This is a genomic window from Pisciglobus halotolerans (assembly GCF_900113675.1).
Lineage (GTDB): Bacteria > Bacillota > Bacilli > Lactobacillales > Carnobacteriaceae > Pisciglobus > Pisciglobus halotolerans.
In genome coordinates this window covers 36,105-43,134 of sequence record NZ_FOQE01000003.1, presented here as the reverse complement: position 1 = coordinate 43,134, position 7,030 = coordinate 36,105, and the positions used below count along the sequence as shown (strand labels likewise).

Below are 7,030 nucleotides of genomic sequence, written 5' to 3'. Positions count from 1 at the left end.
TCGTTACTCGCCTAGTTTCCTAGCCCTTATAAATAGGAATCAGTTACCACCATCAGTAGCTCAGTCTCCCCTTTGGCATCATTGAAGATTTGATGAGGATCCGAAGCATGATAATAAATCGCTTCGCCTTCTTTAGCATAGTAACGCTTCATTCCTATCTCTATACATACCGCACCTTTTTGTACAAATGCAAATGTTTCGGCTAGAGAGGGACCAAATTCTTTAAACGAACCATTTTTCTGCAATCTGAGCAAAATAGGTTCCATCTCATTTTCATTAGATTCCGGCACTAACCATTCCAGCACGTATTGTTTGTCTATTTCTTCAAAAAACGTGCGATCTTCTTTTGTATACACTACACGCTGTTCTTTTTGACTTTCATCAAAGAAATCCTTAGGCGTACATCCTAAAACTTCCAGCATATCAAAAAAAACTTCCATTGAAGGCATACTCAAATCACGCTCTACTTGAGAAATATAGCCTTTGCTCAAATCAGTCCGTTCTGCCAATTCCTCTTGAGTTAAATTCTTTTGGATACGCAAATTTTTGATCCGATTTCCGATCTCCATGATTTCCATCCTTTTTCTTTTTAGTTTACCTTAAGTGAACTTCCAAGCACAAATGTTTTCTACTACTAATCTTTTTGTTTAGTAAGACCTCTTTTATTATAATCGAAATGTTGATAAATACAATAAAAAAAATATTCTTTAGAATCAGTCCACAAAAAATCCCCTACTTGAATGTATCTGTCTCGTTCAAGTAAGGGACTTTTTATAAGTGCCGTAAGCTATTTTTTGTTTATTCATATGCTGCAGTCTGATAGGATTGCTCCATTTGTTTGAGCATTTCCTTAAATCGTTTCTTTTTAAAATGAGACAATAGCATTCCAACGATCATATCGTTCATTTTTTGGATAGAACCAGTTGACTCCATCTTTTCGATGTAATGAAGTTCGCAGACCGTATCACTGATTGGAACAATATCATATTGGACAAAAAACTGATTTCTATTCGTAGCTGTACTGTAATGATAAGCTTGATCTTTATGGTATTTTTCAATTCTGATATTGGCTCGTTGATTTTTGGAGAATTCCTTCACGTATTCAAAGCCATCCAACTGTTTCTCGGTTAGTTTCTTCCCAGTTGCCTGTTGGATATCATACAGCACAGAATTTGTGATTTGATCAAATAGAAACGGAACCGGGACCTGCATTTTCTTAACAATGTCCATTAAACTTCACCTTTTTCTTTTCCTAAATTTTCCTGTTTTTTCTTTTTATTCGCCTTATACATCAGCCAGCTTCCTGTTCCAATGAAGAAAACAGCAGTCGTCATACTTAAAACATCATAAGCCAACGTTTGCTGGTTCACACTGAACATGAATAACAATAAACCGAGGCTGAGCAGGAATAGGCCATTCTTTGACATAACAGACCCTCTTTTCTATTTGACAGGAACAGCTTGGAAATAAAGAACGCTCCCCCAAGTTTGAGCTTTAATAGCTGCTTTTGCTATTTTACAAGCTTTTTCAAGATCTTCTGCATTCGTTTCAAAGTATAATTTGATACCTTTCTTTTCTTTATAGTCAAATGTGACCCCGTCTTCTTCGTAATGATCCAGCAGTTCAATCACATTTTCCTGTTGCATCGCCATCGTAATTTCAATCATATGGTTTCTTCCTTTCTATTCAGTTAAATATGCTACCGCTTCCATTATAACAGAAACGGCAGCATCTTCCGCAGAATTATTCTGCGTCTTCCATTTTACCTTCACCTAAAGCAGGGTCCATTTTGTTCGCAGCAATGACAAATGGTATCCAAATCACAAAGGTAGCAAGGAATGCCACTAAAGTAACGATTGGTGCCCGCCAGTCAGCTCCTGTTGCCAAGAAGGATAACAAGAACGGCGGCGTGACCCAAGCCACTTGTTGCGAGACAGGGTTGACCCATCCCCAGATCGTTGCAAAGTAACCAATCGAAACTGAAACGATCGGCCCAATAAGGAATGGGATAAACATGATCGGATTCAATACGATCGGCAAACCAAACATGACTGGTTCATTGATATTGAAGATACCAGGTCCTACTGATAGATTGGCAACTGTACGATAGTCAGCGCGTTTAGAGAAGATCAAGATTGCTAGAATCAAAACGATCGTTCCGCCAGAACCACCAAACCAAGAGTAAGCGTCAAATGAACCACGTACCCATTTGTAGCCTTCTGCGTTGACGAGTGCGGCGCCGCCTTCTTGGAACAAGTTAACGTTTTTCAACTGAGCGACTCCGAACACGCCTTCAAGAATAGGCGCCAACACATTTGGACCATGGATCCCAAAGAACCAGAAGAGTTGCACAAAGAAGGTAACAAGAATAACAGCACCAAAACCTTGCGACAAACCTAATAGCGGCTTAGCAATCGTTTCTTGCAGCCAATCTAGGAACGTCATATCTGGTACAAGTTTTGCAAATAACCAGTAGAAAACAGCAACAGCATACAATGCGGCTGTAGCTGGGATGATAGAAGCGAAAGCTTTTGATACAGCTGGCGGTACAGATTCAGGAAGCTTGATGGTGATATCTGCCAACATTAATTTGACAAAAATCATCGTTGCCACAAATCCGATGATCATAGCTGTAAAGAAGAAGTTACTATCTAAGTTGCTCAGCGGCAACCAGCCCCAGCCATTTGCTGTAATGCCAGTCGTTGTCGCTGTCCAGCCTGCCTCATTGCTATTGATCGCATCAACTGTTGTTGGATCTAATGTTAGATCTGTGATTTCACCAGCGAAAGAGAAAGTGATGCCGGCAATCGAAGCAGCTAGTGCAACGATCCCGCCTGACAGTTCATTGACGCCATAAGCACGGGCGATATTGTATCCCCATGAAAAGACAAAAATGATCCCGGCGATCGCCAATGTCCCATTCCAAACGAATCCATTGATCGCAATGATCTCTTTGATCACAGGTATCGTATTTCCGTCATAACCGTCAATAAACTGTGGCGGTAAGTCACGAATAATAGCGTTGATCATAACGGCCACTGAACCTGCCATTGTAGCAGGAAGCGTACCGATAAAGGCATCCCGTAAAGCAACTAAGTGCTTTTGAGCACCAATCTTGGCAGCAACTGGAAGAATATATTTTTCTAACCAAGTTGTTAAAGCATCCATTAAAAAAACCTCCTAAAGATTATGATTAAAAGATCTTTATTACATACTGCATCTTGTTGTACATATCGATTTCTAAAAAGTAGGCGCTCATTCTTTTCTTTACAGGAACCTCTTCCCTCACTTTCTTGAACTCATATTAGACGGTTCGCTTTTCAATTTAGCTCACTCAATCTGTTAACGCTTTCTTTTGTTGGAATAGAAATCGTTCCCCTCTTCTTATTTATGTACACATCTTAAAATAAAGCAATTTTTGTGCCAGTCTTACTTTTTGCAAAAAAGAGTCGAAAACCTTTTTAGCTTAAGCAATCGGCCGATACCCACAACAATTCTTTACATTACACACTTTATTAAAATGATACACACTATTTTACTTGCCGGATAAAACGTTTTTGTTATTTGAAGCTTTTATATTTTTTTAGATTCTTTAGAAGCCATCTTTGAAATTTCTGTAGGAATAAGGGCTGCTTGAAGCCATGTACAAGGACTCAATGCGAATAATGAAGCGTTGGTGCTTCAGCACTTACGCTTCGTCTGAGGCTTGAAAGTCTGGAGACCTTGGCTCCAGACGGTCCCATGGCTCCTGTCAAGCAAGCCCGTTCATTCTGAAAGAAATTTCTTTTGAACAAAATCACTATTAAAATATAAAAAACGCCTTTTCAAAAAGCTGCAAAAGCTTTTGAAAAGGCATTTCAGCTGATTTATTTTGCTACTTCTTCTCCGATAATGCGAACTTCCGTCTCCAAACGTACTTGATTTTTTTCATAAATCACTTCTTGAATATGATGGATCAGTTCGATGTAATCGGTCGCTGTTGCATGATTGATATTAACAATAAACCCAGCATGTTTTTCGGAAATTTGTGCGCCGCCCCACATCAATCCTTGCAAGCCTGCTTCTTGGATCAATTTGCCAGTAAAGTAGCCGGTCGGGCGTTTAAATACACTCCCGCAGGAAGGATATTCTAATGGTTGCTTAGACTCACGCAGTAAAGTCAGTTCATCCATACGTTCTTTAATGGCTTCTTCTTTTCCTTTTTTAAGATCAAAAACAACTTCAAGAACGATGTCATGGGTTTCTTGCAAAATACTATGACGATAACTAAAATCTAAAGCTTTATTTTTTAATTTCTTCACTTCGCCGTCTCTTGTTAGAACCGTAACAGATTCGATCACTTCTTTTACTTCGCCGTCATAAGCGCCCGCATTCATGAAAACAGCGCCGCCGATGCTGCCTGGAATCCCACAAGCAAACTCAAGTCCAGTCAATTGATGTTCATAAGCAGCATAGGAAGTATCGATCAAGCGAGCACCGCTTTGAACGGTCAGCGTCGTTTTTTCGACGTCGATGCGATCCATCTTGGTCAAAATCATCACAACTCCGCGAATCCCTCCATCTTTAACGATCAAATTGCTGGCATTTCCTAGAACAGTCAATGGCAGTTCATGGGCTTTGATCCATTGCACCAGTTCAGCAACTTCTTCAGGTGATTGCGGAAAGACCAGGATATCGGCTGGACCGCCTGTTTTTGTATAAGTATAACGTGACAAAGGCTCATGTTCTTTTATGATCGAACTTGGAAAACGTTCTTGTATCTTTTCTTCTATCATCAATAGCTTACCCTCTCAAATTGATTTCTATCTGACATTCTACCATGCTGAATGAAAAAAAGGCAAAATACCATGCGTTTTTAATCAAAATCCTTTTTAGCAGCGTTTTTATTTCAACCTTTTATCTTAACTTGTTTAAATAATCGTACCGTTCGATCTTATCCGACTCCGCGATCCCAACAAAAATATCATCTGCTTGTACTTGATGATCTGGACCAAACGATACATCGAGTTTTCCATCATCTTTATTCCGCAGCCCGATGATATTGATCTCATATCTTTTGCGCAAGTCTAGCGTTTCAATGGTTTCTCCAATCCAAGTTTTTGGCGGAAAAAATTCCACAACAGCGTAGTTTTCGTCTAGCTCTACCATATCTGTGATGTGGCGTCTTAATAAACTTTTCGCAACACGTTTGCCCATTTCTTTTTCGGGCTGAATCACTGTGTTCGCTCCGATCGCCACCAATACATCACGGTAATCTTTATCTTGAGCTTTTGCTACGATGCTATTGATTCCCAATTTTTTACAATTCATGATTCCCAAGACACTAGATTCTAAGCTGTCGCCTGTCGCCACTACTGCTACATCACAATTGGCCATACCGATATTTTCTAAAAAGTCAAAGTCTCTAATATCGCCTTGGATTGCTTGAGTCACATAAGGTTCGATCCACTCTACATTTTCTTGATTTTTATCGATGACGATCACTTCACAGTCAAAGGTACTCAGTTCTTGTGCGACTGCTCTGCCAAATCGCCCCAACCCTAGAATACCGATCGTTATGGTTGCCATTTTTATCTCTTCCTATCCAATTAGTATATTTGTCGTCGCATATTTTACATCTGTTACTTCTCTGTTTTTACGTTCTAGACTCAAGAAGATCGTGATTGGACCAATTCTTCCAACAAACATGATCACCATCAGCACGACCTGACTCATCCAAGAAAGTTCTGTCGTCAAGTTGATGGAAGCACCAGTTGAAAAAGCTGCTACTGTTTCAAATAACAGCCGCAAAGGTTCTTTGTCTGGTTCAAATAGGAACAACAAGCCTGCCCCTAAGACTAGAAAAACAAAGAAAGCACCGATAACAACGATGGCCTTCCGAACAGTTGCGATCGCGATGGTATGATAGTGGTAATTGATATTTTTCTGTCCTCTGACGTCGTTATAAATCAGCAGCACGAGCAAAGCCAAGGTTGTCGTTTTGACACCACCAGCTGTCCCACCCGGTGATCCGCCGATAAACATATTCAATATAAAGTAAAGCAACGTGAAAGGCCTCATATTAGCTAAATCAATTGTAGTAAATCCACCCGAACGCATCGTCACGGTTTCAAAAAAAGCCGTCAATAATTTTTCTCCAAATGTAAAATCTCCAATGGTGACTGAATTATTCCATTCTACTAAAAGAAACAAAATGATCCCTGTTACGACCAATATAAAAGACATTGTTAAAGCTAACCGTGAATGGACTTGTAACCGTCTAAAGAAACTTTTGGTCCGGATTCTTCTCTTTCTCTTAAAAAGAGAGCGAAAATTATTAGACAAATCAAACCAAACAGGAAAACCGATGCCCCCCAATACGATCAACGACCCGACAACAAGATTCACCACAGGTTGATGAACATATTCTTGAAGACTTCCAGCACCGAACAAATCGAAACCAGCATTACAAAAAGCAGACACTGCTAAAAATAATGACATAAAGAATCCGCGATCCCAACCAAATTCCGGAACAAAATGCGTAAGCAGCAATAACGTTCCGATTCCTTCAAAAAGTGCTGTATATAAAACAATCGAAATGAGATAAGGTTTAAAATCACCCATTTTTTCTCGGTTCAATGCTTCTTGGACTGCGATCGTATTAGCATAACTCATCTTTTTCCCGATGCCCATTACTAAAGCTGCCAGCAGGGTCATCAAACCCAGTCCACCGATTTGAATCAACCCTAAGCTGATCACTTGACCAAAAAAAGAATACGTCGAGGCGATTGGAACAGAAAACAACCCTGTTACACACACCATTGAAGTGGCCATGAAAAGATGGTCAAAATAAGTAGCCTCTGAAAAAGAGGTTTGACTGATCGGAAGTGCTAATAAAAACGAACCAATCAAAATCATGATTAAAAAGCTCAAAGCAATCTTAGCAGCAGGTGATAGTTTTTTTATTTTACCGATGATTATCCCCACCTTCTTCCTTACTTATTTAGTAGTATAACGAAGACACTCTTCTTTTAAAACCATTGCACAAAAA

At 39.7% G+C, this 7,030-nt stretch carries 8 protein-coding genes; all 8 read right to left on the bottom strand.

Annotation, left to right across the window (positions count from 1 at the left end; genetic code table 11):
• Positions 1 to 26: 26 nt before the first annotated feature.
• Positions 27 to 569 (bottom strand): helix-turn-helix domain-containing protein, encoded by a 543-nt coding sequence (locus BM057_RS01745; RefSeq protein ID WP_047390253.1) that lies wholly within the window; start codon positions 567 to 569, stop codon positions 27 to 29.
• Between the two features lie 229 nt (positions 570 to 798).
• A complete protein-coding gene (locus BM057_RS01740) occupies positions 799 to 1,230 on the bottom strand; it encodes a DUF3284 domain-containing protein (RefSeq protein WP_092091065.1) in 432 nt (143 codons plus the stop codon).
• On the bottom strand, positions 1,230 to 1,427 hold the full coding sequence (locus tag BM057_RS01735; protein ID WP_092091063.1) for a hypothetical protein: 198 nt from the start codon (positions 1,425 to 1,427) through the stop codon (positions 1,230 to 1,232). The genes BM057_RS01740 and BM057_RS01735 overlap by 1 nt, the downstream gene beginning before the upstream one ends.
• Before the next feature lie 15 nt (positions 1,428 to 1,442).
• A complete protein-coding gene (locus BM057_RS01730) occupies positions 1,443 to 1,667 on the bottom strand; it encodes a hypothetical protein (protein WP_047390256.1) in 225 nt (74 codons plus the stop codon).
• 76 nt (positions 1,668 to 1,743) lie between these two features.
• Positions 1,744 to 3,168, bottom strand: a complete 1,425-nt coding sequence (locus BM057_RS01725; protein ID WP_092091061.1) for a PTS sugar transporter subunit IIC — start codon at positions 3,166 to 3,168, stop codon at positions 1,744 to 1,746.
• Positions 3,169 to 3,866: 698 nt separating this feature from the next.
• Complete coding sequence (gene murB / locus BM057_RS01720) at positions 3,867 to 4,775, bottom strand: UDP-N-acetylmuramate dehydrogenase (protein WP_052181764.1); 909 nt, start codon at positions 4,773 to 4,775, stop codon at positions 3,867 to 3,869.
• A gap of 121 nt (positions 4,776 to 4,896) precedes the next feature.
• Positions 4,897 to 5,568, bottom strand: a complete 672-nt coding sequence (locus BM057_RS01715) for a potassium channel family protein (protein ID WP_047390259.1) — start codon at positions 5,566 to 5,568, stop codon at positions 4,897 to 4,899.
• A 12-nt stretch (positions 5,569 to 5,580) separates the two neighbouring features.
• The gene (locus tag BM057_RS01710; protein ID WP_245741768.1) at positions 5,581 to 6,966 is read right to left on the bottom strand and encodes a TrkH family potassium uptake protein; all 1,386 of its coding nucleotides are present in this window, start codon (positions 6,964 to 6,966) and stop codon (positions 5,581 to 5,583) included.
• Positions 6,967 to 7,030: the final 64 nt, after the last annotated feature.